This is a genomic window from Pseudoalteromonas sp. A601, from assembly GCF_002165575.1.
Taxonomy (GTDB): domain Bacteria; phylum Pseudomonadota; class Gammaproteobacteria; order Enterobacterales; family Alteromonadaceae; genus Pseudoalteromonas.
Window position 1 is genome coordinate 1 of sequence record NZ_MXQF01000039.1, and the last position, 25,209, is coordinate 25,209.

The 25,209-nt window shown below is 37.9% G+C and carries 19 protein-coding genes; 8 read left to right on the forward strand and 11 right to left on the reverse strand.

Going from position 1 to position 25,209, the window contains the following annotated elements; translation table 11 throughout:
- The first annotated feature begins 175 nt into the window (after positions 1-175).
- Positions 176-322, forward strand: a complete 147-nt coding sequence (locus tag B5G52_RS22110) for a hypothetical protein (RefSeq protein ID WP_176372591.1) — start codon at positions 176-178, stop codon at positions 320-322.
- Between the two features lie 136 nt (positions 323-458).
- Here B5G52_RS22110 and B5G52_RS19345 read toward each other — a convergent pair whose 3' ends face one another.
- From B5G52_RS19345 to B5G52_RS19360, 4 genes are all read right to left on the reverse strand, one after another.
- Positions 459-1,340, reverse strand: a complete 882-nt coding sequence (locus B5G52_RS19345; protein WP_087534271.1) for a tetratricopeptide repeat protein — start codon at positions 1,338-1,340, stop codon at positions 459-461.
- Between the two features lie 80 nt (positions 1,341-1,420).
- The gene (locus B5G52_RS19350) at positions 1,421-2,290 is read right to left on the reverse strand and encodes a class I SAM-dependent methyltransferase (RefSeq protein ID WP_087534272.1); all 870 of its coding nucleotides are present in this window, start codon (positions 2,288-2,290) and stop codon (positions 1,421-1,423) included.
- 57 nt (positions 2,291-2,347) lie between these two features.
- Positions 2,348-4,963 (reverse strand): TonB-dependent receptor, encoded by a 2,616-nt coding sequence (locus B5G52_RS19355; protein ID WP_087534273.1) that lies wholly within the window; start codon positions 4,961-4,963, stop codon positions 2,348-2,350.
- Between the two features lie 258 nt (positions 4,964-5,221).
- Entirely contained in the window at positions 5,222-7,579 is a 2,358-nt protein-coding gene (locus B5G52_RS19360) for a DNA polymerase II (protein ID WP_087534301.1), read from the reverse strand.
- A gap of 60 nt (positions 7,580-7,639) precedes the next feature.
- Here B5G52_RS19360 and dinG point away from each other — a divergent pair, with 60 nt between their 5' ends.
- The 5 genes from dinG to B5G52_RS19385 all read left to right on the forward strand — a co-directional run bounded on the left by dinG (position 7,640) and on the right by B5G52_RS19385 (position 11,603).
- Complete coding sequence (gene dinG / locus B5G52_RS19365) at positions 7,640-9,715, forward strand: ATP-dependent DNA helicase DinG (protein WP_087534274.1); 2,076 nt, start codon at positions 7,640-7,642, stop codon at positions 9,713-9,715.
- Positions 9,715-10,491: a TSUP family transporter gene (locus B5G52_RS19370; protein WP_087534275.1), complete on the forward strand. Its 777-nt coding sequence runs from the start codon at positions 9,715-9,717 to the stop codon at positions 10,489-10,491. The genes dinG and B5G52_RS19370 overlap by 1 nt, the downstream gene beginning before the upstream one ends.
- A gap of 1 nt (position 10,492) precedes the next feature.
- Positions 10,493-11,101 (forward strand): primosomal replication protein, encoded by a 609-nt coding sequence (locus B5G52_RS19375; protein ID WP_087534276.1) that lies wholly within the window; start codon positions 10,493-10,495, stop codon positions 11,099-11,101.
- Positions 11,102-11,179: 78 nt separating this feature from the next.
- Entirely contained in the window at positions 11,180-11,452 is a 273-nt protein-coding gene (locus tag B5G52_RS19380; protein ID WP_087534277.1) for a late competence development ComFB family protein, read from the forward strand.
- On the forward strand, positions 11,445-11,603 hold the full coding sequence (locus B5G52_RS19385) for a DUF2496 domain-containing protein (RefSeq protein WP_087534278.1): 159 nt from the start codon (positions 11,445-11,447) through the stop codon (positions 11,601-11,603). Before B5G52_RS19380 ends, B5G52_RS19385 begins: the two co-directional genes overlap by 8 nt.
- 16 nt (positions 11,604-11,619) lie before the next feature.
- Here the strand turns inward: B5G52_RS19385 and B5G52_RS19390 are convergent, their stop codons facing one another.
- Positions 11,620-12,654: an isoaspartyl peptidase/L-asparaginase family protein gene (locus tag B5G52_RS19390; RefSeq protein WP_087534279.1), complete on the reverse strand. Its 1,035-nt coding sequence runs from the start codon at positions 12,652-12,654 to the stop codon at positions 11,620-11,622.
- A gap of 126 nt (positions 12,655-12,780) precedes the next feature.
- The gene (locus B5G52_RS19395; RefSeq protein WP_087534280.1) at positions 12,781-13,485 is read right to left on the reverse strand and encodes a SapC family protein; all 705 of its coding nucleotides are present in this window, start codon (positions 13,483-13,485) and stop codon (positions 12,781-12,783) included.
- A 234-nt stretch (positions 13,486-13,719) separates the two neighbouring features.
- Between B5G52_RS19395 and B5G52_RS19400 the strand changes: the two genes are divergently transcribed.
- Positions 13,720-14,430 (forward strand): DUF6445 family protein, encoded by a 711-nt coding sequence (locus B5G52_RS19400; protein ID WP_087534281.1) that lies wholly within the window; start codon positions 13,720-13,722, stop codon positions 14,428-14,430.
- A gap of 213 nt (positions 14,431-14,643) precedes the next feature.
- On the opposite strand, the gene B5G52_RS19405 is transcribed toward B5G52_RS19400, so the two are convergent.
- The 5 genes from B5G52_RS19405 to pgi form a co-directional block, all read right to left on the reverse strand.
- Positions 14,644-16,164 (reverse strand): tryptophan halogenase family protein, encoded by a 1,521-nt coding sequence (locus B5G52_RS19405; protein ID WP_369679939.1) that lies wholly within the window; start codon positions 16,162-16,164, stop codon positions 14,644-14,646.
- A 77-nt stretch (positions 16,165-16,241) separates the two neighbouring features.
- The gene (locus B5G52_RS19410; protein WP_087534283.1) at positions 16,242-18,836 is read right to left on the reverse strand and encodes a TonB-dependent receptor; all 2,595 of its coding nucleotides are present in this window, start codon (positions 18,834-18,836) and stop codon (positions 16,242-16,244) included.
- A gap of 866 nt (positions 18,837-19,702) precedes the next feature.
- Complete coding sequence (pgl, locus tag B5G52_RS19415) at positions 19,703-20,413, reverse strand: 6-phosphogluconolactonase (protein ID WP_087534284.1); 711 nt, start codon at positions 20,411-20,413, stop codon at positions 19,703-19,705.
- A 2-nt stretch (positions 20,414-20,415) separates the two neighbouring features.
- A complete protein-coding gene (gene zwf / locus B5G52_RS19420; RefSeq protein WP_087534285.1) occupies positions 20,416-21,888 on the reverse strand; it encodes a glucose-6-phosphate dehydrogenase in 1,473 nt (490 codons plus the stop codon).
- Positions 21,889-22,150: 262 nt separating this feature from the next.
- Complete coding sequence (pgi, locus tag B5G52_RS19425; RefSeq protein ID WP_087534286.1) at positions 22,151-23,794, reverse strand: glucose-6-phosphate isomerase; 1,644 nt, start codon at positions 23,792-23,794, stop codon at positions 22,151-22,153.
- Positions 23,795-24,143: 349 nt separating this feature from the next.
- Between pgi and B5G52_RS19430 the strand changes: the two genes are divergently transcribed.
- Positions 24,144-25,172: a LacI family DNA-binding transcriptional regulator gene (locus B5G52_RS19430; RefSeq protein ID WP_087534287.1), complete on the forward strand. Its 1,029-nt coding sequence runs from the start codon at positions 24,144-24,146 to the stop codon at positions 25,170-25,172.
- The last annotated feature ends 37 nt before the right edge of the window (positions 25,173-25,209 follow it).

Genomic DNA, 25,209 nt, shown 5'->3' on the forward strand with positions numbered 1-25,209 from the left:
CTTTAAACTGCGACGACGAGATTATTTAGAAGGGCTAGCCTATTTCGTACAGGTGGTAGTGAAACTCAATTGGAAAAATATGGATGTGAGCGATGTAATTGAAATTTAATAATTATTTTTGGGGATCCCTTAGGTGCGTTAGGCTATTTAAGCCCCGAGAAATTTGAACAAATAAATGTCGCTTAACGAAGTGTCCACTAATGATGGTTCAGATCACTATCACATTGTGCCGCTTATGAATATATTCGCTCATGCAAATACCCTACAAGATTACGCCGCAAGCGGTGAGGAATTAAACCCGAAGAAGATTAAACAAACTTGAACATTAGTAATTAGCGCTATAGCATTTAAAGCGAAACTACAAAAAGTTGTTTTTAAGTAGTTTCGTATAAAAAGATAGCAATTAAAAGAAGCAAGGGCCTGATGTATAAATAACAGGATTACTTGGCTTTCAAATTTTAAAATGAGTCTAGAGGCTTCATATGCTTTGTTAGGATAGGATCAAAAAACTGAAGTTGCATATCCCTCATAAAGCGTTCAATTTCTTCAGGGTCTACAATAAAGCCACAATTAGAATCCTGCGAACGACAACCCATACCAACAAGATTAGACCCTGTTGGTTTACCTGGTGCCGGCATATACCGAAGTGCACTTAATAAGTTATCTAGGTAATCATCAAGGCTGTCAGACTCAACTTCAATCCTTTCAATTTCACCTTTTTCACTGGTTTGAGGCAAGTTAATACCCATAGCAATCAATCGCTTGTTTGATGGCTCATAATAATATGCAGACACTTTATAATATTCAATAGCTATCTCAGAGTTAGGTTTACCAAACACATCTGATTCATAAAGTTTACCCAAAATATACTGCGCTTTTCTATAATCTTTAGTGGCTGCATATTTTAAGAATTGTTTCCCCAACTCAATATCCTTATCTACATACTTCCCTTCTATGTAATATAAACCTAAAAAATAATGCGCAGCTAAAATATTATTTCTAGCAGCCCACTCCATCCAATTAATTCCTTGGCTGATTTCTTTATCGCCGCCTTTGCCCTCTAACAACATAAGTGAAAGCTTAAACTGAGCACTTGGATTACCATATTTAGCACTTTTTAAATAGTACTTACGAGCTCTTTTAAAGCTCTGCTCAACCCCATATCCTTTATAATAAAACGTTGCTAGTGTCTCTGTAGCTTGTGGTATATCTTTCCTAGCATACTTTTTAATATCCTTAAAGTTTTCTACACATTCCTCTGAACTGCATTTATTTATATTATAAGCATTAGTTGCAAGTGGTAGTAACAAAAGAAACACGACTGATATAAAAATTTTCATCACTATAAACCTCCTTTTTTATTATTTATAAAATAACTGTTAAATTTAAAATATAACATTTATAACAGTCATTCAATCACTTATTTTATTGCTTTAACATAACTAGCAATCAACTCTCCATTTTCATATACCTCTCTGACCTCTATATCTTTGTTTAGTAGCTTTAGTTGATTAATTAATGTTATTGATTTTTTAGAAGCATCAACTAATTCATCCAACCTTAAGACTAGTAATTGTAATTCATTTTCAAACTGCCTAGCCGCTTCCACAAAGTCAATGTTTTTATTTCTATTACTATATAAAAAATCTAAAAATAGAGGCAAGTTAGTGCCTATAATAGCATCTATATGCGTTCTTTTTCTATTTTCTATATAATCTTTAATCATTGAGTATTTTAAAGAGATAGATTTTTCATCATTAATTATCATTGCTGACGAAAGTTCATAAATATAGCTCTGCATATTTTTAAGAATTAATTTGGCCTCATTTAATATTTGCTCATTTGGTTTTACGATAATTGATTCAGGGTTGTGACAAACAAATATAAATAACCCATTTTTTTTCAACACCCTAAAAACCTCACTCAAACTGAAGTCTAAATCAGTATACTCCAGAGCAAATTGAGCTATTACAACATCAAACTGATCATCTTCAAAAGGCATACTCTCGGCACTAACTTTTGAATGAAAAACACCATTGATAGAGTCACTTATTTCATTGTTTATTTCAGCTCTATCAATTCCAACAAGGTCTAAAGTGTGATTGCTTTGTAATAAGTCAAGTAAAGCACCATTACCAGTCCCTATATCTAGAACATGACTTCCTGGACTTATTTTTTTTGAATGATCTAACCATAACCTTTTTAACTTTCCCTGATAGTTACCTTTGATCCCCCCTCCAAAAGATGTTAAGAAACCTTGCTTCCAATAATTCGTCCAATGTTCACTCATATACAACCCAAAAAAAAGGCTGAAATAAATTCAGCCTTTCACATTTATAAAAATTTTTTAGAATTTAATTGTATAATTCACACGGTAATCTCTACCATAGTTATTATACAAATCAGCATTATCATATGCACCATCTGAAGTAAGTACAGGATCTTCGTCTGTTAAGTTGTTAACCGATAAACGGATTGAGCCATAATCACCAGCATCATACGAATAAGTAATATTATGGATTAACCAACTATCAAGCTTACCGTCTTGCTCAATGATACCTGTATCAGCATTAGGCGCTTCATTTTCAGAAGTAGATGCTGTGTAGCTAAGATTCCAAGCAAAACTGTGTTCATCTAGTGACCAAGTTAGAGTTGTATTAGATTTGTAATCAGGTTGACCACTCCAGCCAGCAGTATCATAAACTCTTCCACCTACCTCAGTATCATACGAAAGTGTGAACGTGTTGATTGAATTATAGCGGAAAGTACCAACACTTGTATCCAAGCTTCCGTATAAAGTTAAATCCATACCCTCAATTTCGAAACCATTACCGTTAAAGAAACCAGTACCTGCCTCTAATAAACGACCAGTTTCTGCACGAACTAGATAAAACGTCTCATTCGAAGTATCTTCACCAGGTGCTAATGCTGTAATTAAACCGGCTGACTCGTCAGATAATAAACGTTGAACTGTTTTAGTTTGAATTACATCCTCAATTTCTAGGTTGAAGTAATCAAGTTTAAAACCAATGTTGTCTGTAGCGTCCCAAGCAACACCTAAGTTCGTGTACTCTGAAGTCTCAGGACCTAGTTCGGTATTTGATTTATAGTATGTATCAAATTGTTTTGAGTTAGTATCACCTTGAGCATAATCAATTGCACTTTCAGCACTGAAAGTTGTTGCTGCATTCAACTCATCTAAACCAGGAGCACGGAATGCCTCTGAATAAGAAGCTCGAAATACAACAGAGTCAGTTGCCTGCCAGCGAACAGACGCTTTTGGTGCTACATTATCACCAAAATCTGAATAGTCATCGTAACGAACAGCTAAGTTCACTTCTACAGAATCGATTACCGGCAATGCTGCCTCGTAGAAGAATGCTGTAATATCACGGCTGCCTCGAGCTGAGTTACCAGCAGAACCACCGATACGGCCAGCTTCTGATTGCCCGTCATAGATATCTGCATATTCCTGTTCTAAAAACTCTGCGCCAAAGTAGTGAGCTACTTCGCCACCTGGTAATTCAAACATATCAAAACCAATGCCAGCATTAACTTGATTAAATGTAGATGAAGAGTTTTGTAGTGTTGTAGCTTTCATGTTGGCTACACCCTCTTCGCTGTCAAGAGGAATATCGTTTTGCTGATTATATGCTAAACCACCGTAGCTTAAATAGTATGTACCAACCGATTTGTTATCAGCAACATTTGTGTGGTAATAAACATCCCAAAATGCATTATTCCAATCTAAGTCACCACGTAAACCAAAAATATAATCTTGACTGTAATCATCAACATTACCATCACGTACACCAATATCAACCCAACGCCAGTAACCTGTAGTGGCTTCATCGTAAGGGTTCGCTGGGTTATCAGCTGCTAAATTACTCCATGGAGCTGCTGGAGGAGCATAGCGTCCAAATGAGCTATTTTGCACAACCATAGCTCGGCCATACCATTCAACTGCATCGCTAAGTTCATAACTTGCATCTAGATAGACTGTATTACGATCTATTGATGCTTTATTATATGACACATTTGCGTGTGCATACATACAGTATGTAGAGCCTTCGCTACCCCAATCATTATCAGCCGCGAATTCACGGAAAGTGTCTTCACCATAGGTTGCGGTTAAATCATCGCAAATAGGAGAGGCTTTTGCTTCTGAGAAATCTGGTGATGCAACAGTAGCGCCATAAATAGACCAACCAATTGTTTCTTCATAGGCTTGGATAATACCGTCACCATCACGGTCAACAACTCTAGATTTTGTATAGTCCCTGTCACCATCTGCGATACCTTCACGCTTTTGGTGATCAAAAGAAAAAGTCACATTACCTTTGTCTGTAGAGTAACCTGCTACAACTGAAAACCCTGAGTTAGTTGTGCCTTCATCAGCCTCGCGCTGACCAACTTCACCTTGAAACTGTAGACCTTCAAAATTCTTTTTCATGATGATGTTAACAACACCAGCCATTGCATCAGAACCATATGTAGATGAAGCACCATCCGTTAGGATCTCAATTCTTTCAACTGCTGCCATTGGAATTGAATTCAAGTTCGCAGATTGGCCGCCTAGCGTTGGTGAGCCAGGCATACGTTTACCATCCAAAAGAACCAGAGTACGGTTTGAACCCGCACCGCGAAGGTTGATTGTTGCTTGAGACTGTGCAGAACTACCTGAACGCTCAGAGAATGAACCAAAAGAGTTGAAGCTACTACCACGAAGAGCATCAGCAACTGTAAAATTACCTTCAACCTGCATATCTTCAGCTGTAATAATATTAACAGGTGAAGCGCCTTCTAAGTCAGTACGTTTAATGCGTGAGCCTGTAACTTCGATACGCTCTACTTTTTCAACACCCTCTTCAGCAGCATTTGAACTTGCTGAAAATGCAGCTGTTGATGCTGCACCAAAAGCAATCGCTAAGCGAACCGCTTTTGAAACTTTATTATTTAACATTTGATTCTCCCTGGACCACTATTTTGTGGTTATTTTTATTTAACTTCATTTAACGAGTAACAAATATCTTGTTATCGATACAGGATATTAAACAAAAAAAACCAATGTTGCCAACCTTTGTTTACTTAAATTTAAATAAAAAAACAAAAAAAGCGTAAAATTGACGGTACAAGCCCTGAAATTTGATGGTTTGATACATAACTGATACATAATCAATCAGAAATAGTTAACATAAAGAGAGATTTTAATTTCTTTATTCTAAAAAAGAGGTTGCTGTTTTGAATTAAAATCACTCACTGCTTGATTAAGACTAGCTAATATCATCTGTGCGATAGGCTTTATTTGTTTTTCAACATAAACGGTATAATCTAGTTTATCGCCAGATTGGTGCAACCGCGCACCATTATGGGTATATACATACTCAATGGTTTGACCTTTATGAACTTCAAAATCGGGGTTTTGAGATTGGTATAGTTTTACAGCTTGCACATGTGGAGGAATATTTTTTTGATAATCAGCTAAATGTTGCCCTAGTCGTTTACGGTAAACCAATTTGTTATCAAACTCTCCCGAATGTAAACGTTCTATATAGCTTTCAATGATGGGTCTTAACATGTCTGTTTTAAAATTTTCGTTAAAAAGAGTTTCAAATAACTCTACTTGAAATTGTTGTGCAAGTTCAGTCCAATCACTGCGTACGGTTTCCATGCCTTTGAATACCAGCTTTGTATCGCCATCATTATAAACTTGACCCACATAGCGCTTTTTAGAACCTGTGGCTTTGCCGCGTATGGTTGGCATAAAAAAAGGACTGTAATGAGTTTCAAACTCAATTTCCAAGTAACTTTGTAAGTTAAAACGTTCTTTTATGTTTTGATTCCATTTGGCATTAATTGTTAATGCTAGTTGATGACCTATTGCTTTACATGCTTGTGCTGACATTTTTCCATCAAGACTCACAAATGTAGAGTCAGTGTCACCATACATAACAGTATAACCGAGCTTTTCAATCCATTTGCGTGTCGTTTGCATTATTTCGTGGCCACGTAACGTAATAGAGCTTGATAAACGAGGGTCGTAAAAACGGCACCCTTTAGAGCCTAAAACACCATAAAGACTGTTCATAATAATTTTTATGGCTTGAGATAGCATTGGCTGATTAGTCTCTTTAGCTACTTGCCTTGATGAAGATAACTCTTTAATTAGTTGTGGTAGGTGGTGTTGACTGCGAGAAAATAATGCCTCATGAAAGCCTGGTATTGCATCGTTTGTATTATCTAACCCTTTGATTAAACCCAATGGGTCAATACAAAAAGTTCGCATTATAGATGGATAGAGACTCTTAAAATCCAGTACGATTACATTTTTATAAAGCCCTGGAGTGGACTCCATAACATACCCGCCGGGGCTTTCAAAGGTTAAGCCATGCTCTCCTAAATTAGGTGCCACATAACCACTTCGATGCAATAAAGGTAAGTACAAATTGGTAAATGCTGCAACTGAGCCCCCCATTCGCTCCAACTCAAGCCCAGTTAACTCCGTTCGTACAACTGCGAACTCTAATAAATTTAACTTTTCAAAAATACGATTAACCAGCACACAATCCTGCCGGTTGTAGGCCGCTAACGCTAGTTTGTCTTCATTATATAGGCGGATAATTTCAGCTAAACGATTATCGCTTTGAATTAATTTTTCTTCGCCTAGTACTTTATGACTGACGTTGGCCAAGGAGAAGCTATCAAAATGGTAGGTGGCATTTTTTAAAGTGTCTATCCCATCGACTACACAACGCCCAGGTATGGTTAATCGAGTAAAGTTACCTTGTTTAACATATAGCGGACTATTCCCACGGCCGATATGAAGTTTAATATTTAATTCTTCAGCCCTTCTAAACAGCACAGTAAAATCAAATTCAATAACATTCCAGCCTATGATGATATCAGGGTCAACATGTTTGATTAGTGTTTGAAATTGTTTTAATAAATCGAGCTCATCATGACACCAGCGAATATTTTGCTCACAATCTGTAGGCTCTCCGATCATGAGTACACAATCAATCTCATCACCTACTAGGCCAATTGAGAACAATACCCCTTCACCACTGCATTCAATATCTAAAGAGAGCGTTTTAAATGAAGGAGTATAATTATTTGCAGCTTTAAGTTGCGCATTATCAATTTGTAAGTAGCCATCTTGCTGAGTCACGTCCCCTGTTACATAGACACTGCCTCGAATAAAACGCTCCATTAAAAAGCGATCAGTATGGCGTATATCAGCTTCATAGATATCTACCAATTGCTCTAGCACTGAACGAGCTTGATATAATGCTTGTGTCGATAGAAAATAACAGCCAGTGCATTGAGCTGAGTCGAAGTGACGCAATGCCACCTTGTTAAAATACGCTAAAATTTGTTGTTCTTGTAATAATGTTTGCGCTTTTTGTACATCAGCAGAGCGAATAAAAAACACGGCTTGCTGATCAGGGATCATTACTTTAATAGGCCCAACATCACTACTAAGCCAATAACACAGGGTGATCCCTTGTTCAGCATTATATTTATTAGGCCCATATTGTTGCCTAGAAAGTATAAAGCCTTGATAGATAGCTTGTGTCAATGTTCGATCCCAATTAATATACAGCACTGTAATTATATACATACTTTAGGTTATTCACCCATGCTTTCTGATCCTTTAAAAGCCACAATTCGAAAAATTCATAAGCATGTGGCTGATAACCTCAATGATTATCGCCCTCGCAGCAGCCAAAACTACTTGGTCGCTGAAATTGCGAAAACCCTTGCAGGTGAATACCATAAAAAACAACGTATTTGTGTGATTGAAGCAGGTACTGGTACAGGTAAGTCCCTCGCCTATTGCTTAGGCGCATTGCCTTTAGCGCTTGCCCAAAAAAAGAAACTTGTTATTTCAACAGCAACCGTTGCATTGCAAGAACAACTGATCAGTAAAGAGCTGCCTTTTTTTAAAACGCATTCAGGCCTCGATTTTAAGTTTGATTTAGTAAAAGGGCGCCAACGCTATATATGTGCGCATAAGCTTCATAATGCTGTAAACGGCGATAGTCAAACACAAATGGAGTTTATGCCCACTCTTACATCGCCATTGAGTACCATGGAAGCAAAGTGTTTGAAACAACTCTATGATGCCTATACAAATAAAAAGTGGCTAGGAGACAGAGATAGTTGGGCTGATACAATTCCCGACCGAGTCTGGGGGTTAATTGCTTGCGATAAACACGCTTGTCAGCGACAAATGAAAGCACACCAAACCTGCCCTTTTCAACTTGCTCGCCAACGTTTAATGCAAATGGATGTATTAGTTATTAATCACTCATTACTGCTAGCAGATTTAGATTTAGGCGGTGGTAAAATCTTACCCGAGCCTGACAATACAATATATGTCATAGATGAAGCACATCACCTTGCCCATATAACCCGTGATTTTTCATCGGCTGCAGCCACAATAAAGGGCACGATTGACTGGCTTGATAAATTAGTAAAATTTAGCGGTAAAATGGCTAAAGTCATAGTAGGCCAAAAAGCGATTGGGCAAAATTTTAAACTGTGTGACAGTGTTAATGACGCCAATAAAGACTTAAAGGTCGTGCGAGATATCTTAGACAACGCCGATTTCAGCTACTCTAAAGATGATACCTACCGTTTTGAACATGGTGAAATACCGGAATCACTACACAATAAAGCAAAAGATATCAGCGAAGCCACTTTAGATGCTCTGCGCTGCTTAAATAAAATGCACGACACAATAGTACAAGATGTCAGTGATGGGGATATCAAACCCTATATTGCAGATCCAATTTTGGCTGAAAGTGGGCACTATATAAATCGCTTAGAGCAATTAAATAAGTTGTGGTTTAGTTATGCAACTAAAGGGGAAGGCATTCCTCATGCTCGTTGGATAAAACGGTTAGAGTACAAAAATCATCATGACCACTTACTAAGTGACTGCCCAATTGAAGTAGGTTATTACTTAAAAGACAAACTTTGGCGACAATGTGCTGGCGCCGTTTTATGCTCTGCTACATTGACTGCACTAGGTTCATTTGATCACTTTGCCTATGAAAGTGGTCTTGCTAAAGAAGAAGGGGTTAAGTATTTAAAAGTCCCTTCTCCTTTTGACTACCCAAATCAAGCAACATTGCATATTCCACAATCAGCAATTGAACCAACCCATAAAGATTTTAGCGATCATTTAGCTAAAATCCTTCCTGAGCAGTTGAATAAAGAGAAAGCTAACTTAGTGCTATTCGCCTCTTATTGGCAAATGGATCATGTTGTAAAAGCATTACGCACTAAAAGCATCGATATTTTAGTACAGGGTGAAATGTCACGTGAAGCACTGTTAAAACAGCACACAAAAAACATAGATGCGGGTAAAGGTAGTATTTTATTTGGCACTCAAAGTTTATCTGAAGGGCTTGATTTACCCGGAAAATACCTTGAAAATTTAGTGATCACGAAAATCCCTTTTGCTGTACCTACCTCTCCAATTGAAGAAGCTCAAGCTGAGTTTGTGCAAAGTAAAGGCGGTAATCCTTTTTTATCTATTACCGTCCCTGATGCGGCGAAGAAATTAGTACAAAGCTGTGGTAGACTGCTGCGCAAAGAGAATGATCAAGGCCGTATTACAGTGCTTGATCGTCGTTTAGTAACCAAGCGATACGGTAAAGCTATGCTTGATACACTGCCACCCTTTAAAAGACAAATAGATTATTAATGTTTGAACTTGCACTTGATCCAACAACATGGGCGCTCTTATGTGCTGTGGCACTTGCTGCGGGCTTTATTGACGCGATAGCCGGAGGCGGCGGAATGCTGACTGTACCGGCGCTGTTAACTGCAGGCTTACCGCCTCATTTAACATTGGGTACCAATAAACTTGCTGCTAGTTTTGGCTCACTCACCGCCAGTGTTACTTATTTTCGTAAGCAATTATTTAATCCACGATTTTGGGCAGCCTCTATAATTGCAACAGCATTAGGCGCACTTATAGGCACCTTAATAGTTGATTATTTAAGCATAGCGTTTTTAAATAAACTTTTACCCATAGTGATTATTCTCGTCGCTTGCTATAGCCTTTTTGGCAATCTGAGTACTGTAGAAGATGATGCGTTGCCACCAATGAACCGTGCTACAAAAATTAAGCAATGGCTACAGGGTTTTAGTTTAGGTTTTTTTGATGGTTTAGCAGGTCCAGGGACGGGGACATTTTGGACAGCATCAAATAGCTTACTTTATAAAATGAGTTTGCTGCTTAATTGCGGTTTAGCCCGTTCAATGAACTTTGTTTCTAACTTTGTTTCTCTTATCACGTTTGTAGCCCTTGGCCATGTCAATTTTTTACTTGGTATTACTATGGGGTTATTTTTAATGCTTGGTGCTTGGCTGGGCGCTCATTCAGCCATTCGCTTTGGCAGTAAATTTATTCGGCCTGTGTTTAATACTGTCGTTATAATTTTAGCACTTAAGCTAATTTATGAGGCGTATTTGTAATATGCAATCAGCAGCGTTTGATAAACTTTGCCAGCAAGTGGCGGCCTTAAAACAACAAGCAATACAGTTCGATAACGCCAAGTTACTCACCAAGAACCGTTATATGCAAGCACAACCAAGCTTGTTTGAAAGACGGGTATTTTCTACTAAAAGTATGAGTTTAGCAGACTATGTCACTGAGATTGAAGAAGAGGTAAGCAACCTTCCTCCTGCAGATCACCGTCATGCTTATAATTACGCACTAGAGCGCATTGGCAACCAAGTACAAGCTGTGTTTAATGTTATAAAGTCCACACCGATTTGGGCGAAAGAAAATAAAAACACCTTTAAACCTCGCAACAAACCAAAAGTTTACCAACAAGCCGTTAAAAAAATTATGCAGCCTGTGCATGAGCTCTATGACGAGTTAAAACAAAATCATGAGTTTGAACGCCGTTTAGTGCTTATGATTGAAGAACGTAAATTACAGATGCAAAATGCAGGTCCCGCAAAAGCAAAAGAACTCAATTTAGAAATATTATCTATACACGGGCGATTAGGTCGATGCCGTAAAGCAATTTCAGCCACAGAAGAGAAAATTCAAACCGTCGAAAAACAACAATTGCGCTAGCAAGCTACTCAATCTCGATTTATTTTCATTCCTAGTATAAACTGAAACCATGCGAACATTTCAACAGCAGGTAAGTTTGTGCAATTACATGATGATATACATAACTATTATGAAAAAATAGTTATTGAAGAAATAATAAAACGCCAACTAGACAAACAATATAACGATGACGTAATGGCCGATTTTTGCTGTATTGTACTAAACCAACTGCCACCTCGTTATATACGCTTTGATGTTGATATGGCGTTTTATTTACCTCAACAAGAACGCGAGCATATGGAAGAAAAAGTAAATACTGCAATTGATGTTGCCATAAGTCAAATAGCCAAAAAACAGGTCATTAATGAATAACGATTTAAACCAAGCTCCAACCTATGTAAAGCTCGCAGTTGATTTGATCATGGTATTAGAACAAAGCGATGTAAGTCCAGAAGAAGTACTGCAAGCATTAGAAATTGTGAAAAGTGATTATACTAATAAGCTTGCAGTAGAACGAAAATAGCCAGGCTATTTTTTAATTACTCACCTTTAAATATACCCACATAAGTTGCTTGGTTATTCGACTTACTTGCCCTATACATACCTGATGTATTAAACGGCAGGCTTATATTTCCTGACTTATCAACAATAATAACGCCGCCTGTGCCACCAATTGGTTTGAGTACACCATTAATAACTTCGTCACCAGCTTGCACTATCGTTTTATTTTGATATTTAACACGTGCGCAAATATCTGCGGCAACATTGTATCGAATAAAATACTCACCGTGACCTGTTGCAGACACTGCACACGATTCATTCTCAGCAAATGTACCAGCGCCGATAACAGGTGCATCACCAATGCGACCAAAGCGTTTTGCCGTCATTCCTCCCGTTGAAGTACCTGCTGCTAAATTGCCGTTTTTATCAAGTGCTACAGCACCAACCGTTCCCATTTTGTAATTATTGGGTAAAGCATTATGTGCTGCTTGATAATCTTTACCGGCTGTATTTGCTTTATCTAATTTTTCTTTGGCTTTTAACAACGATTTATAACGGTTATCAGTATCAAACAAGTTATTTTCAACCAGCGGCACACCTTGTTGTTTTGCAAACTCTTCAGCACCTTGGCCACTAAGCATCACATGCACTGATTCTTCCATTACTAAACGAGCTAGATTAATTGGGTTTTCTATATGCTTAACGCCTGCAACCGCCCCTGCTTGACGATCTCGCCCATCCATTATTGACGCATCAAGCTCATGGGAGCCATCATAGGTATAAACAGCACCACGGCCCGCATTAAAATATGGTGAGTTTTCTAAAACATTAATAGCCGCGGTGACGGCATCAAGACTTTCGCCTCCGCCCTCAAGAACCTTATAACCGGTTTCAACAGCTTCTTTTAATTTAGCCCGATAAGCTTTCTCTTGCTCTGGTGTAAACCGGCTTTTCTCTATTGTCCCTGCACCACCATGAATAGCGATAGCAAAAGGTGTTTCAGCACTAAGTGCATAGGGGCTCATAATTACAGTCGATATACTAAACAATGCCGTTAAAAGTAACTTTTTCATAATGCTGGTTTGCCTTGAGTTTTGATTATTCTAATGTGAATAAACTTATCTTTAATTTCAAGCTTTAGCAGATAAAACGCACAAAAAAAGCGCCAAAAGGCGCTTTTTAAATTTTAACTTGCTTAATTACGCTTGTTGCGCTTTTAAACGAGCTAAACGTGCTACTTGGTGAGTAGACGTTAGGAATGAGTAAATTGGCGCTAAATAACCACGTTTACGAAGATCTAAAAACTCTTCATCGCTTAGCTCATTAAGCTTCTTCTCATCAATAAGGTAGATACCATTAATATCTTTTTTCTCACCTTTGATATCTACTGTAAGCGTTTGTGCTACTAGTAGTTCTTTATCTGCTAAGAACTTAGTGAACGCTTCTGTTACTTGAGAAAACTCGATAAATGATACTAAAGCTTCTTTACGGCGCTTTAAATAATCTGTTTCTTCACCGTTTTCAAATAACGCATTACCTTCAGACTCACCAACAAGTGGGCTTGCTTCATCAATCACGATACCGTATTGATCTTCTTGAGGGTGCTTAACAAGGCCAAGTGGGTAGCGAGTTGTTGCCATAGGTGCAAATGCCGCTGTCCATTTACCATCTTGTACAAAAAGGTTTTCGCCTGGCTCTAAGCCAAACATTGCTACTGCTTGAAATTGACCCGTTTCGTTGTTTTTAACGAAAGACATTGGAAATTCATTTGCTACACGGGCAAACTCATGTGCAACAACTGGCACTAGATGCTGAGTTTTTAAAAATTCTACGTTAATGCCATTTTGAATTTTAGTGTTGGCATGTTTTTCGTTGTGTAAAGGCTGTACTTGTTGCTCCGCCATGTTACTGCTCCATTTATATATTTAATTTTATGTTTTTGCTGTTAGTGCCCTAAGGCTAAAGGTTTTGGCAGCAAAAAGGAAGTGAAAATTTTGTTGCAGTTTGTAGTAACAAAGCAGTTAGATCTTTTTTTATAAAACTGTTCTATTTTTCGCTCAAATAACACGCAATACAGCACATTTAAAATCAAGTTTGATACAATCAATTAAGTCTATAACTTCAAGAAAAATTACCTAATGAAACAGCTAGAGCTAAACCCAAATTATAAAGTTACTAGTATTAAAATTAATGATATTAATGAAGATATCTTGATTGTCGATGACTTTATAAAAGATTTAGAACCAATAATGCACTTTGCAAAACAATACGCTTATTTGCAGCCTGTTGGTAGTGACGGTACTTTATATCCAGGAAAACGAGACGATATGCCTGAGCCTTACTTTAAAGTATTTATAAAGCTAATTAATAACTTACTTGAAAAAAAACATTTAAATACTGACGATAAAAATGTTTATCTTCATAAAGCAAAATTATCGTTAGTCACATTAGAGCCCAAAGACTTAAATACACTACAAAAAATGCCACATGTAGATTCTACTGATGATAAAACATTTGCTGCGGTTCATTATTTAGTCGGCGGTGAATTTGGTGGTACAGCTATTTATCGTTACATTCCTTTTAATTTGATAAAAATAACCAAAGATAAAGAACACCTAGCCCATCAAATGATTACACAAGTTAAAAATAACCCGATACAACATCAGAGCTACTTATCTGATAACACCAGTCTCTTTGAGAAAGTTGTCAATGTGAGCGCAAAATTAAACAGAGTCGTTTTATATAAAAGTAACTTACTTCACAGCGCGAATTTAAAAGATAAAATAAATTATATAGATGATATTAATTTAGGTCGATTGTCTATTTCTTCATTTTTCAGAATCGACTAGGCGCTGGCTGTGATGATTGAAACTCATTCAATTCAAGGTAACTGAAGGTAGCGCATGTTTAACATTTATGCTGAGTTACTTCCTCTTTTGCAGAATTACGAACCTACATAAGTACCTACTTATCTACAAAACAAGTACACTACAGCTAATTTAAGCTCAAAAGATAAACATGCACTAATAAAAGTCTTTATTGAATATACAAGCGATTAAGCTTTATTGCTTTTGTAAACCAAACTCCTTAATTTTATTAATTAACTCTCGGTGATCTGGCAGTTCAGATAAAAGCTGCTTCACTCTATATTGCTGGCGTTTTTTTTGTTCAGATACTTTTTTCATTAACACTGGTGTTTGCTTTAATTTGTTATCACCAAGCTTCATACCATTTAAAACATAGAGGTAATTATCAAAGTCAAAAAGATCAAATTTACTATCAAAATCCTCTCTGATTGGGCTAAAGCGCTGCCATCGTGCTAGGTTATTTTGTAACTTTTCAGATTGTGAATCAGGAGCTTTATTTTCAAGCCAAAAAGCTGAATCTTTGCGATCAGAAATACAATAATGCATTTTTATAAAATCAAAGGTTTGATCCCAAACATAGCTAACTTTTTTATTATAAGCATCGTTTAACAAAGAGATATCTGCATGTGTTCTAGGGAATCTCTTAGCAAGTAAACTGGCTGAAAAATCGGCAAGTAAGATAGCTGTTGCCTCTAAAGGCTCAACAAAACCTTGCGATAAGCCTATTGCCACACAATTTTTATGCCAAAATAGTTTTCTACGACCTACTTTCATAGGAATTTTTCTAGGCACTAAATCTGTAAATTGATTCCCTAAGTAATGGTGTAATTTTTTATGGGCTTGTTCATCACTCATATGTTTTGACGAATAAACTAGGCCAATACCTCGCCTTTGTGTTAAGGCTATATCCCAAATCCAACCTGCTTGATGGGCAGTTGCAATTGTATAAGGGGGGATAGCATCACTAGAACAAGTTGGAACTTGCAACGTTAAAGCAGTATCAGTAAGTAAAAGGTCAGAACGATCTAAAAACTCTACTCCTAATTTATCGCCAATGATTGCTGCACTAAAGCCTGAGCAATCAATCACAAAGTCAAAAGCTATACTTTCATTATCTGCTGTTTCAAGATGTGTAATATAACCATCACAATCAACTTTAATATCGCTTATATCAGCCAAAAGATGTTGAATAGCGAAGTGCTTTATTGCATGTTTTGATAAAAAGAGTGCAAATTTTTTTGCATCAAAATGATACGCATAGCCATTTATTCCGATATATTCAGGGGTGGTGATCGTTTTTGGTGCAAGCATTTTGTCACAGCAAAAAGTTTGCTTAGAAACATAATCAGCATAGCTTTCATTTTGCTCACTACCAAGCCAACCAGCGGTTAATTCATCCCCAAACAAAACAGGCGAATCAAATAAATGGTGATAATAGTTTTCACCATGCTTTTTTTTATCCAGCCAATTAACGAATTTAATCGATTGCTTGAAAGTAACATCGCACTCCCTGATGAAGTCACTTTCTCTGATACCAAATTTTTTCAAAGATTGCCGCATTGACGGCACAGTACCTTCGCCAACACCTATGGTCGGTATGTTTGGAGACTCAATTAACGTTATTGAAACTCCTTGTTCTAGGAGTACTTGCCCTAAATGATTCGCGGTTAGCCAGCCTGCAGTCCCCCCGCCAACAATTGCAATATTTTTTATCATTATTCATCCTAGTTAATTATTCATTAAGCATAAAAAAGCCCAGCTTAGCTGGGCTTTTATCTATTCGTAGCTAATAATTAGAAACGAAGTGTTACGCCAAGCTTGTAACGAGCTTCACCTTCAAAGCTCCATGCTGGGTAGCCATTCTTAAGCTCTGGAACGACTTGTGCATCTGTCGGCGCAATACCGATTTGCACGCTATCTTCTTCAGTTAAGTTAACTGCTTCAAAGGTCAAATCAATATTATCAGTTACGCTATAATTAGCACTAAAATCAAGAGTACCATATGATTGGTGCTCACGATTTCCATAAAAGCCTGGTAACTCACGGATCATATACTCTGAACGCCAGTTATAAGCTAAGCGAGCCGAGTAAGTGTCTGTTTCATAGTAACCAACTAGGTTAACTGTATGCTCAGATGAATCAGAAAATACCGGAATTAAATCAGGGTAGTTTTCAGCATTTGAAGGCGCATCAACAAAAGTGTAGTTTGCTGAATAGCCAAAACCACTGTCAAAGCCATCTTGAATTTGAAGCTCAATACCTTCAATCTCACCGCCACCAGTATTTAACTTCGTAGAAAGCGTCCAGTTGTCACCTTGAGTATCAGGGTCAAACACACCAATTTGTTGGTCTAGTATTTGGCTAGAAGTTACAAACGAAGTTATGTCTTTAAAGAAGTACGTCGCGCTAACCATACCGTCACCATCAAAATACCACTCAATACCTAAATCCGCTTGAGTCGCTTTGAATGGGTTTAGACCTACATTACCTTTAGTTAATACTTCATTTCCTGCTGTACCATCTGCATAACCTGCAAATGATGAGGCTGAGAACATATCCGTGTAATTAGGACGAGCGATTACTTGTGATGCAGAAGTACGTAAAATAACATCTTCCGCTAAGTCAAAAGCAATGTTAACACTTGGTAATATGTCATTATAACTTGCTTTATCAGTGCTCAACGTACTTTCATAAGTACCATTTGCAAAGCCGTAATAATCAGATTCTGCATCTGTTGAAATATAACGTAAACCAAAATTACCACGAATCGCATCAGCAGAGAATTCGGCCATTGCATAAAGTGCGACATTCTCTTCTTGTATTGTACCGTAACCAGAACGGTAAACTTCAGAGTTGCTATCAAAGCTCGTAATTGATGCTTTAGCATCTGCTATCATGGCATCAAAATCTGGCTCAGGTAAAGTGAAGCCAGCACCAGAAGACATTGTGCCTGAGAAGTATTTTTCACCATCGCCAGAAGGTAAAGTATCAATTAATGAGGTTGAGAAAGTTTCTTGCTTAACTTCATGATCAGTCCAGCGGAAACCTGTTTTAATTGCAGTGATAGCACCAAAATCTACAGGAAAAGAAAAGTCTAATTGTGCATAAGTTTCTTCATCTGAGTTAGGTTGCTTTTTCAGTGACCAACCAGCTGGTGCTAAAGCGCCTGCAAAATCAGAAGGTTCAAAATGTTTATTGGCAATATCAATTTTGATAACTTCGCCTGTAGCGTCATATGTGCCTGCGTAGTCAGCTGGAACACCAATGAAGTTACCGTAGTTAGCCGTTAAATCAGTACCACCTTCTGACTCGGTTGTTCCAACACGGCCTGAAACTGTAAAGTTTTCACCGTCGTATTTGAAGTCCAAGTCTGCAGTATCTGACGTCATACTTGCTATACGAGCCCAAGTTTGAGTCCAACCGCCATTTGCACCTGTTCCAGGGCGACGATAGAAAGTACATGTACCAGAGGCATTCGTTTGCTCACACGCAGCATCTTTATCATCTGGGAACATTAAGAAATTTGAAGTATTTGCATTGTTAGCATCTAATTCAAGACTAATTAAATTAAGGCCAAATTCCAAATTATCTGTAGGACGATACTGAAAAGTTGCATTTAATGCAGTACGCTCACGCTCTTGTTGGAAAGTAGATGGAACAATATCGCCCCAACCAATTAATGACTCAATACCATTTCGTTGATAGTTAGTTTCGGCGTATGAAACCGAACCTAAGAAACCAAATGTTTCTTCATCATTCTTCCAGCTAAATAAGCCTGAAATTTGCGGATCTGTTTCTTCTGAGATAGTACCGTAATCAGCTTTAGCACTTAGAAAAGTAGTACCAGCATCAATATCTAATGGCTTACGAGTGTTAACAATAACAGTACCACCAACACCGCCTTCAACAATATCAGCTTGTGAAGATTTATAAACTTCTATTTCACCTACTAACTCGGGTGGAAGCAAAGTGTAGTTAAAGCTACGGTCGATTGACTGCTGATCATACCAACCTGTTGAAGCGACCGTATGGCCATTTAATAGTGTACGAGTTAACTGGCTTGATGCACCACGAATTGAAACTTGTTGGCCTTGACCAAACTGGCGATTTACAGCAACACCTGATATACGACCTAGCGCTTCACCTACATCGCCATCTGGGAATTTCCCAATATCTTCCGCACTTACTGCATCAACTACAGAATTTGCAAAACGTTTAGTATTCATTGAAGCTTCAAGTGAACGACGAATACCACGTACTTCAATTACTTCAACGTCTTCTTGAACTTGATTTTCATCTGCTGCGAATACAGCACCAGTGAACCCGGCACTCATTACAAGACCGATATTTACTGCTAATAAGCTTTTTTTAAAATTTTTAGCTAACACAGGATTCCCCTTGAATCATTTTGTTGGTTTTATATATCACTTCTGCCCAGTGATGATGACAACGCTGTCATCTAGTAACAAACCATACACTCTAAATTACATTTGTGCTACATCTTTTTAGCTGTTTTATACAATAAAACAGCCAAAAAGAACGCAAAGCATTGATTTAGAAGATGATTAAAAAAGTTCAATTATGATTTGTTACATTTTAACGAGGCGAATATATCATGATATGCTAAAAAATGAGAAAGGAATTGAGCCTATTTAAGGTAAAATTGAATTTTTAGATTCTGTTAAGTGTAAAAATTTCGTTCCACTTAGAGTATAGAAAGAGGCTCGTATGAGCCTTTCTCTATTGTAAAAAGATTTCTCAAAACGAGATTTACTAAATTTAATAATCGCTATTTTAGGGCAAATAAATAGCGAATAGGGAATCCTGTAATAGCAATCATTATTAATGACAGCGTTGTCATTTTGGTATTATAGAGAGCTATACAACCTATGTCTATAGTTATTTTATAGAGTAATTTATTCTCTATAAAATAACTGCTAGCCACTAGCTGTTGAAGCAACCTTCCATCTAAATAGTTTTATTTATTAATTGTTTAGCAACACACCTATTAAATTAATCACAAGCATATATGCTTTAGATATTTGATACAAAAAGTAAATTTTAACAAAGTCGTATCATTGAAATGAGGATCACTGGTGTGAGTTGCTTCTACTATTGTTTTTTGATCTGCTGGAGTTAGGATGTGACTGGTTTTTTAGCTGTAGTCTTTACTATAGTAATACAAGAAAGTACAGGCATAAAGCCTGCACCTTTTTATAAAATTGTTGTCCAATAAAATGTTATAGAAAAACGTTTACGGTGCCCAGTAAACTTCTATATTGATAGTTGGATGATTTAATACAGCCCTAAGAGGCATATCGCTGACATCTCCACCCGCTTTAGCCGTTTTATAAACAGCCAACTTCTCTTCGCCGCTTATCAACAACTTGACCACTTTAGATTGGGCGATAGCAGATAAAGTTAACGTCATTCGTTCAGTAATACTGCCCGTCACGTCACTTTCAATAGCATTAATCGCGCACACTAATTGTGATGTAGTTAAACCTAGTTTTAGGCCTTCTGAATGTGGGAACAACGAAGCGGTGTGGCCATCAGGGCCCATACCTAAAATTGTGACGTCAAAACTTTGCTTGAGTTGTTGGTATGCTTTTTCGCACTCCTCACTACCCTGCTTTGCTGTTTTAGCGGCATTTTTCATGGTAATAAAATTTGCAGCAGCACCATGGTTTTGCAATAAAGTGCTTTTTATAAATGCTTCATTGCTCTTGTCATGAGTTGAATCGACCCAACGCTCATCAACCATTGCCACATCAATATTTTTCCAATCTAATTCTAAATTAGAAAGGTACTTATAGGCAGGTGCTGGTGACGAACCACCTGAGACCATTAAAACAGCTCGGCCATCATTATTAATTCCTGATACCAGTCTTTGCTCAAGGCTGGTTGATAGCTCAGCGGTTAATTCGTCTTTAGAATCAAAAAACTTTTCAATAATTGTTGCCATGGTTACGCCTTATCGCCAGTGTTAAACCAAACATGGTTGTTTTCAGCAAGTAACTCATCGGCATCGTCGGGGCCCCAACTACCAGCACGATACAATGCCGGTTTTCCTTTTTCTTGCCAACGCTCTACAATTGGATCAATCCATTTCCAAGCTTGACGCACTTCATCACGGTGGATAAATAATGAAGGGTTATTTGCAGCAGCGTCGAGCATTAAACGCTTATAAGCATCAGAGTGGAAACCATTACTGTAAGCCTGAGACAGCTCAATGTTCATTGTAACTGGCTCTAACTGCATTTCAAGGTTATCAAGGCGTTTTGACATCAAGGTAAGTTGAATGGTTTCTTCTGGTTGTAAGCGGATCACAAGGCGATTTGGTTCAATCTTACCCACATTATCGCCATACACATTGTGTGATACTTTTTTATATTCAACCACAATTTCAGCACAACGTTTAGCCATACGCTTACCTGTACGCAGATAAAATGGAACACCTGCCCAACGCCAGTTATCAATATGCGCGCGAATAGCAACAAAGGTCTCTGTTTTACTTGCGCCTTCATTTAATTCTTCAAGGTAACCTGGGACAATTTTCCCGTCTAAATCACCCGGTACATATTGACCACGAATAATATTGTCATCTACATCTGCATCGACTAGAGGACGAAGGGACTCTAATACTTTTAGCTTTTCTGTGCGGATACTATTTGCATTTAGCTTATTCGGTGACTCCATCGCTACTAAGCAAAGAAGTTGTAATAAGTGGTTTTGCACCATATCGCGCAAAGCACCCGCTTTATCGTAAAAACCAGCACGACTTTCAAGACCTACCGTTTCAGATAAACTAATTTGGATATTATCAATTGATTTAGCATCCCACATATTTTCAAATAGTGAATTCGAAAAGCGCAATGCCATTAAGTTTTGAACGGTTTCTTTGCCTAAGTAATGGTCAATTCGGAAAATTTGCTCTTCATTAAAGTATTCAGCAATTTTAGCATTGATCTCTTCAGCTGATTGGCCGCAGTAGCCAATTGGTTTTTCTACAACCACTCGTGAAGTTGATGTGATCAAGCCTTTGGTAGATAAAATCTCACAACAGCTGCCATATACAGCTGGCGGTAATGATAAGTAAAATACACGTGACTTGTCTTGTGCATCTTCTTCTAAAATATTTTTTAGTTTATCCCAATCATCATCAGCTTGTGTTACATTCGTTACAACTGGTACTAAGTGGGTAGCAAACGCTTTCCAATCTTTTGTATTAAACTCGCCTTTGCCTAAAAACTGCTTAAGCGCTTCATGCGCGGTTTCAATATATTCTGCACGTTTACTTTCTTCTCGAACGGTCGGTAAAATGCGCGAACCTTGTGGTAGGTTGCCTTCTTGATATGCGCGATACATTGCAGGAAGTAACTTGCGTAGTGCAAGGTCACCGCCGCCCCCAAAAATTACAATATCAAAAGGATTTAGCATAATTTACTCTCTACATTTACTATGCCCTGTTGTCAACTACGTAAACCGCAGTACAGGCATATATTCTTGTTGTTTAGGTGATATCAGCTTTTAGCATCAATTGAAAAAGCCTGTTGAATTCGCTTGTTCTTGGCTGGTTAAATGAGTCTTAGGGGCTCTGCATATCCTCTCACAAATATACAGACCCTAAGAACTCCAGCGCTACCCGTTCAAAGGTATTTGGTTTGTAATACACATAAATAACGCATATTACTAAAATTGTTTAAGCGCGACGCGCTTTGTAGTAACTCATCAAACCCTGAGTTGAACTATCGTGAGGGTGATTAACATCATCATCAAGTAGTTCAGCTTCAATTTTAGACGCTAAGCCTTTGCCTAACTCTACGCCCCATTGGTCAAATGAGCATATTTCTAAAATTATGCCTTGGCAAAATATTTTGTGTTCATAAAGCGCGATTAATCGGCCCACTGCTTTAGCATCTACCACATCTAATAAGATTGATGTAGTTGGACGGTTACCTTTATGAATTTTATGATTTACTAGCTGCTCAATCTCAGAATCAGACTTTCCTTTTGCGGCTAAATCAGTACGAACTTGCTCTGCATCAACGCCCATCATCATCGCTTCTGTTTGTGCAAAGAAGTTAGACAATAAAATATCATGATGTTTGCCGACATTTATTTGAGGCTTAACTGATGCAATAAAATCTGCTGGTACAACAACATTACCTTGGTGTAGGCACTGATAAAACGCATGTTGACCATTAATACCTGTCATGCCCCAAATAATCGGAACCGTGGTGTAATTTACAGTTTCACCCGCAAAATTCACATGTTTACCATTACTTTCCATCTCACCTTGTTGTAAATATGCAGGCAACATATGCAAAGCTTGGTCATAAGGTAAAATAGCTTGCGCATCATGCCCTAAAAAGCTGGTATTCCACACACTGAGCAAGGCCATTAATAATGGTACATTTTTCTCATTTGGGGCTGTTTTGAAATGTTCATCAACTTCAAACGCACCTTCAAGGATAGCTTCAAAAGCTTCAAAGCCTAAATAAAGAGCGATTGGTAATCCTATCGCACTCCATAATGAAAAGCGACCACCAACCCAATCCCACATAGTGAATACGTTTTCATCAGCAATACCAAAGGCCGCTGTTTTCTCTAAGTTGGTACTGACAGCAACAAAATGTTTAGCAATCGCTTGGCTGTCTTGAGCTGACTCTAAAAACCACTCAACCGCTGTTTTAGCGTTAGTCATGGTCTCTGATGTGGTAAATGTTTTTGATGAAATAACGAATAAAGTCGTTTCTGGATCGATTTCTTTCAATACTGACGCAATTTGAACGCCATCAGCATTGGAAACATAGTGAACTCTTAGTGTATCGTCAGCGTAGCTTTTGAGCGCTTCAGTTGCCATCTGCGGGCCTAAATTTGAGCCACCTACACCGATACTCACAACCGATTTAACCGCTTTGCCTGTGTAACCAAGCCATTGCCCTGAGCACACTTTCTCAACAAACACTTTAATTTTATCAAGCTCGGCGTTAACCACACAACTCACGTTTTCGCTATCAACAACCAGTGAAGAACTTTTGCGATTTCGCAATGCAGTATGAAGTACAGCTCGGTCTTCGGTGATATTAATTTTTTCACCGCTAAACATTTTATCTCGCCATCCAGCTATATCACATGCTTGTGCTAAGGCTAGTAACTCTTCCATCACTGAGCTATCAATTAATTGCTTTGAATAATCAAATAAGACACCGGGGATCTGGGTAGAAAATTGCTCGAACCGCGTGCTATCGTTGGCGAATAAATCTTTAAGATGAGCTTTTTTCATCTTCTGTGCACTTAGTTGTAATGCCTGCCAACTAGCTAACTGTGAACGACAACTCATTTTTAATATCCCCTTTTGACTTGCAACAAACTGATTTATAACTATCTTTTATAAATACAGAAGAAAAAATAGCGTAACAACCTACAATCGAGGTTAACGATAAGTTAAAATGACAACGCTGTCAATCTTCTACTTTTATATTTTATAGATGAGATAATAACGCATATTTACTCATTTGACACCGGTATCATAAAAATTATCTCAATTATTTTACTGCTATTTTAGCGCAACATTAGATACACTAACTGGTCTTGATGAAGAATTAATGACTCGCCTACTCATTTAGGCTAAAACACTGAGCTTCATGAATTCATGGCAACACAAAAACAACAACCTAAAAAGTAACTGTATGAAAGTAACTATAAATGATGTAGCGAAACTCGCTGGGGTTTCGATGAAAACGGTTTCGCGAGTAATCAATAAAGAACCTTCTGTACGCAAAAAAACATATGATGTGGTAATGGAGGCAGTTAACGAGCTTAACTACCAGCCTAACCTAGCTGCACGTAATTTAGCAGGTACATCATCATTTACCGTTGGTCTTGTTTATGACAACCCAAATGCATACTACGTCATTGATATGCAAAATGGCGTATTATCGCGCTGCAAAGATGAAGGCTATGAACTGGTTATACACCCTTGTAATTACGCCGATGACAACATGGAGCAAGATATCAAAACCATGATCAAACGCTCCCGCTTAGCCGGATTAGTGCTCACACCTCCACTTTCAGAGCAAAGTAGCATTACTAATATGTTGGATGAATTAAATATACACTATGTCCGTGTGCTATCAGGTCGACCGACTGATGAAGATCAAGATACTTGTATTTATGTAAATGATTACAAAGCGGCCTACGAAATAACCTCTCACTTACTTACACTCGGCCATAAAAACATTGGCTTTATTTGTGGTGATAAAGAGCATAAATCAACCAGTGAGCGTTTAGAAGGATATAAAGCTGCACTTGAAGATCATAATAGCCAAGCAAACAGTGACTTCATATATGACGGGAAATATTCGTTTGAATCAGGTGTTGAAGGTGCTAAAGCGTTATTAGCCGATAATAATAAATTGGCAATCACGGCTATTTTAGGCGGCAACGATGAAATGGCTGCAGGCGCTCTGTTTGCTTCGCGTTTAATGGGAATACAAATACCCGAGCAATTATCAATTACCGGCTTTGAGAACTCGCCGTTCTCCCGTCAAACTTGGCCAAAACTAACAACAGCTCACCAAGAAAATGATGTTATCTCTCAACATGCTGCCCGTTTGCTATTTACTAAAACACGAGGTGCTCGTAACCAAGATAAAGAGATTATTACCACATTTACGCCCTCTATTGTAGTCAGAGACAGCTCCGGCCCTAAATTATAAATACCCTGCAGACCTGGCGCTCAATAGATAGAGCGCC

Bases quoted from the DNA above. Each gene is read 5' to 3' on its own strand.
- B5G52_RS19345 (WP_087534271.1), bottom strand. From the start codon at position 1,340: ATGAAAATTTTTATATCAGTCGTGTTTCTTTTGTTACTACCACTTGCA.
- B5G52_RS19405 (WP_369679939.1), bottom strand. From the start codon at position 16,164: ATGATAAAAAATATTGCAATTGTTGGCGGGGGGACTGCAGGCTGGCTA.
- B5G52_RS22110 (WP_176372591.1), top strand. From the start codon at position 176: ATGTCGCTTAACGAAGTGTCCACTAATGATGGTTCAGATCACTATCAC.
- pgi (WP_087534286.1), bottom strand. From the start codon at position 23,794: ATGAGTTGTCGTTCACAGTTAGCTAGTTGGCAGGCATTACAACTAAGT.
- B5G52_RS19370 (WP_087534275.1), top strand. From the start codon at position 9,715: ATGTTTGAACTTGCACTTGATCCAACAACATGGGCGCTCTTATGTGCT.
- B5G52_RS19390 (WP_087534279.1), bottom strand. From the start codon at position 12,654: ATGAAAAAGTTACTTTTAACGGCATTGTTTAGTATATCGACTGTAATT.
- B5G52_RS19400 (WP_087534281.1), top strand. From the start codon at position 13,720: ATGAAACAGCTAGAGCTAAACCCAAATTATAAAGTTACTAGTATTAAA.
- B5G52_RS19395 (WP_087534280.1), bottom strand. From the start codon at position 13,485: ATGGCGGAGCAACAAGTACAGCCTTTACACAACGAAAAACATGCCAAC.
- B5G52_RS19350 (WP_087534272.1), bottom strand. From the start codon at position 2,290: ATGAGTGAACATTGGACGAATTATTGGAAGCAAGGTTTCTTAACATCT.
- B5G52_RS19385 (WP_087534278.1), top strand. From the start codon at position 11,445: ATGAATAACGATTTAAACCAAGCTCCAACCTATGTAAAGCTCGCAGTT.
- dinG (WP_087534274.1), top strand. From the start codon at position 7,640: ATGCTTTCTGATCCTTTAAAAGCCACAATTCGAAAAATTCATAAGCAT.
- zwf (WP_087534285.1), bottom strand. From the start codon at position 21,888: ATGCTAAATCCTTTTGATATTGTAATTTTTGGGGGCGGCGGTGACCTT.
- B5G52_RS19430 (WP_087534287.1), top strand. From the start codon at position 24,144: ATGAAAGTAACTATAAATGATGTAGCGAAACTCGCTGGGGTTTCGATG.
- pgl (WP_087534284.1), bottom strand. From the start codon at position 20,413: ATGGCAACAATTATTGAAAAGTTTTTTGATTCTAAAGACGAATTAACC.
- B5G52_RS19375 (WP_087534276.1), top strand. From the start codon at position 10,493: ATGCAATCAGCAGCGTTTGATAAACTTTGCCAGCAAGTGGCGGCCTTA.
- B5G52_RS19355 (WP_087534273.1), bottom strand. From the start codon at position 4,963: ATGTTAAATAATAAAGTTTCAAAAGCGGTTCGCTTAGCGATTGCTTTT.